The sequence below is a fragment of the Burkholderia sp. LMG 13014 genome (assembly GCF_905232215.1).
Classification (GTDB): domain Bacteria; phylum Pseudomonadota; class Gammaproteobacteria; order Burkholderiales; family Burkholderiaceae; genus Burkholderia.
In genome coordinates, this window is sequence record NZ_CAJNKE010000660.1 from 1 (window position 1) to 3,080 (window position 3,080).

The 3,080-nt window shown below is 67.5% G+C and carries 4 protein-coding genes; 3 read left to right on the plus strand and 1 reads right to left on the minus strand.

All coding sequences use genetic code 11. From position 1 onward, the window contains the following. From JYJ84_RS32655 to JYJ84_RS32665, 3 genes are all read left to right on the plus strand, one after another. The coding region (locus tag JYJ84_RS32655; protein WP_205189988.1) for a TolC family protein at positions 1-470 on the plus strand (470 nt) is incomplete at its 5' end. Between the two features lie 189 nt (positions 471-659). After that, positions 660-1,085, plus strand: coding sequence for a molybdopterin-binding protein (locus tag JYJ84_RS32660; protein WP_122950221.1), 426 nt, complete (start codon positions 660-662; stop codon positions 1,083-1,085). An 84-nt stretch (positions 1,086-1,169) separates the two neighbouring features. Then, positions 1,170-1,760, plus strand: coding sequence for a nitrogen fixation protein NifQ (locus JYJ84_RS32665; RefSeq protein ID WP_122950651.1), 591 nt, complete (start codon positions 1,170-1,172; stop codon positions 1,758-1,760). Between the two features lie 545 nt (positions 1,761-2,305). Here the strand turns inward: JYJ84_RS32665 and JYJ84_RS32670 are convergent. Beyond that, positions 2,306-3,080 (minus strand): DMT family transporter (locus JYJ84_RS32670; RefSeq protein WP_205189989.1); only part of this gene is annotated, 775 nt, incomplete at its 5' end.

Consider the following 3,080-nt stretch of genomic DNA (forward strand, 5'->3'; position numbering starts at 1 on the left):
ACCTGTTCTCGTCCACGACGAATCGCTGGTCGTTCGGCCCGCTGATCAGCTGGTCGTTCCCCGTCAACGGCCAGCGTGCGCGGGTGCGCGAAGCCGAAGCCGCGACGGGCGGCGCGCTCGCGCACTTCGACGGCGTCGTGCTGAACGCGCTGCGCGAAACGCAGTCGAGCCTCGCGACCTACGCGGCCGACGTGCAGCGCACGGAAGCCCTGCGCACGGCCTACGAATCGGCACGCAATTCCGCCGACGAAACGCATCGTCTCTATCTGGCCGGCCGCGAATCGTTCATCTCCGATCTCGACGCGACGCGCACGCTGACGAGCGTGCAGGGGCAAGTCGCGGCGGCCGAAGGCCAGGTCGCGGCCGACCAGGTGCGGCTCTTCCTCGCGCTCGGCGGCGGGTGGGAATCCGACGGCACCGCAACCGCATCGGATATCCAGCCTGCCGCAACACCTGCATCCAACAAATAATCGCAGCAGCGTTATCACGTCCCGTACATAACGCATGCCCGCCGAAACGCCCGGTGGTGGCGGGTTTTCCTGATTCGCGCCATAGCATCGCGAGGGCGACGGACACCCGCGTTGACGGTAAACTTGCTGATGCATTTCCATTCATCTTCCGCTGCCGAACCGGCAGCGGCATCCACTCGGAGATCCATCATGCGAACCAGCGCCCGCAACCACTTCGCCGGCCAGGTCAGCGCCGTCAAGACCGGTGCCGTCAACGACGAAATCACGCTCCGCACGCAGGACGGCCTCGACATCGTCGCCGTGATCACCCACGGCAGCGCGGCGTCGCTGGGCCTCGCGGCCGGCTCGAAGGCATTCGCACTCGTGAAGGCGTCGTCGGTCATCGTGATGGTCGACGTCGACAGCAGCAAGGTGTCGGCCCGCAACTGCGTCGCGGGCACCGTATCGTCGGTCGTGAAAGGCGCGGTCAATTCGGAAGTCGTGATCAAGGCCGCGGGCGGCGCCGAGATCGTCGCGATCGTCACCAACGACAGCGTCGATCGCCTCGGCCTCGCGAGCGGCACGGCCGCATCCGCGATCTTCAAGGCATCGAGCGTGATCGTCGGCGTCGAGTGAATGCGTGACGATCGCGATGGCGATCCGTTTGGCACCGCGCATTCACGCGAATCGCGCGGTGCGGCTGTCGGGCCGGTGCACGCGATGACCGCCGCGTTCGATCACGCTCAACAACGGGCGCTGCCGTTGCTGCTGTCCGCAGCGGCCAGCGCCGACACGCCCGATGCACGCCTGTTCGGCGCACTCGTTGCGGCACGCGCGCACCGAAACGAGCTAGGGCTGCTCGGCCTGTCTCACACACAGCTGGCCGGCCTGCTGGCGCGACAGTTTCCGCGCCTGCCTGCGGCCGATGCCGCAGCACTCATGTCGACGGCCGCAGTGACGCTGCTGCCCTCCACTCACGCGGCGTTCGTCGCGACACTGCACTCGCGGCTGATGGACGACGCAAATCCCGCCGCCGACCGTGACGACGCCGGTTGCCTCGCGTCGATCATCGCGCATGCGTGCTTGCGCCCCGATCATCTGTGGCGCGATCTCGGACTCGACGGGCGCGATGCGGTCTCCGCGATGCTCGATCGCTATTTCCCCGCGCTTGCCGCGCGCAACGTCGCTCACCTGCGCTGGAAGAAATTCCTCGCCCAGGAAGTGGCCGCATCGCTCGATGTGCCGCCGGGCCCCGCCCCTGGGTGCCCGGGCTGCGAGGATTTCGGCTTCTGCTTTCCTCACACGCGATAGTCACCACGGCGGCCCGTGCCGCCCATGCGACTCGCCGCATCGCCATCCGGAGCCACCGCGTTGACTGACAGGGCGAGCCCCAAGCGGCCGCCGCGCGATTTCGAAGTCACCACCTGCTTCTACGAAAAACCGGGATTCGCTGAAACCCGACGCGACGACGGCGGGAAGATCCTCAAGCGCGGCGACCTGTTGCGGGCATTCCGTCCGCACCCCGAACGCGATCCGGTGACGAGCGGTTCAGTCGCTGCTTCCGGCTTGCGGACATCGCCACGTTCTTCGACGACGTGCCCGCAGCCGGCATTCCGGAGCACGCGACCGGCTGGCCACGTGCACACCGGCAGACGCGCGAAGCGGGGGGCGGCACGATCGGCGCACCGAGCGATCAGGACGGTTCGCCGATCCGGTTGATCGAGACCGAAGGCCAGGTTCGCGCCCGCGGTTGCTGCCGCACTCGGGCAGCGCGGCAGACAGATGCGCGCGCGATGCGGCGCACGCCCCATAAACGGTCACCTTGCGATCCGTATCGCCTGCCGGCCATGACGCGGTCAATGCCGGTGCCGGTGATGAATGTCCGGAAAATGCGCATGGCTGTGCGTGATCGGCAGATGCACGTGCGGATGCGTGTGCGGTTCGTTGCCGTCGTACGCAAAATCGTGCGCATGCTGATGATGTTCGTCATGCCGATGCCGGTGCGTGTGCTCGAGCCGCTCGTGCGCATGCGTGTGTTCATGGCGTTCGCGAACATGCAGCCAGATGCCGAGCGCCATCAGCGCGGCAGCGATCCAGAACGTGGAGGGCGGCAGTGCGGGCCAGATCAGCAGCGACAGCACGACGCCGAACAGCGGCGCGATCGAGAAATACGCTCCGGTGCGCGCGCTACCGAGATGGCGCAGCGCGACGACGAACAGCACGAGGCTGATCCCGTAGCCGCCGAGGCCTGTCAGCATCGCGGCGGCCGTGACCGGGACAGCCGGCAGCGTCGCACCGGTCGCCAGCGCGATGCCGATGTTCACGGGTCCGGCGATCAGCCCCTTCACGCACGCGATGACCATCGCGTCGTTCGCGGCCACCTTGCGGGTCAGGTTGTTGTCGATCGCCCAGCACAGGCATGCGCCGACGATCAGCAACGCGCCGACCGGTACGCCGGACCGGCCCGGCGTCCACGACAGCAGCGTGCCGCCCGCGACGATCGCGACCATCCCGAGGAACACCTGCGTATCCACGTTCTCGCGAAACACGACCCACGCGATGACGGCCGTCAGCACGCCTTCGAGATTGAGCAGCAATGCGCTCGTCGCTGCTGGCGTGCTCGACAGCCCG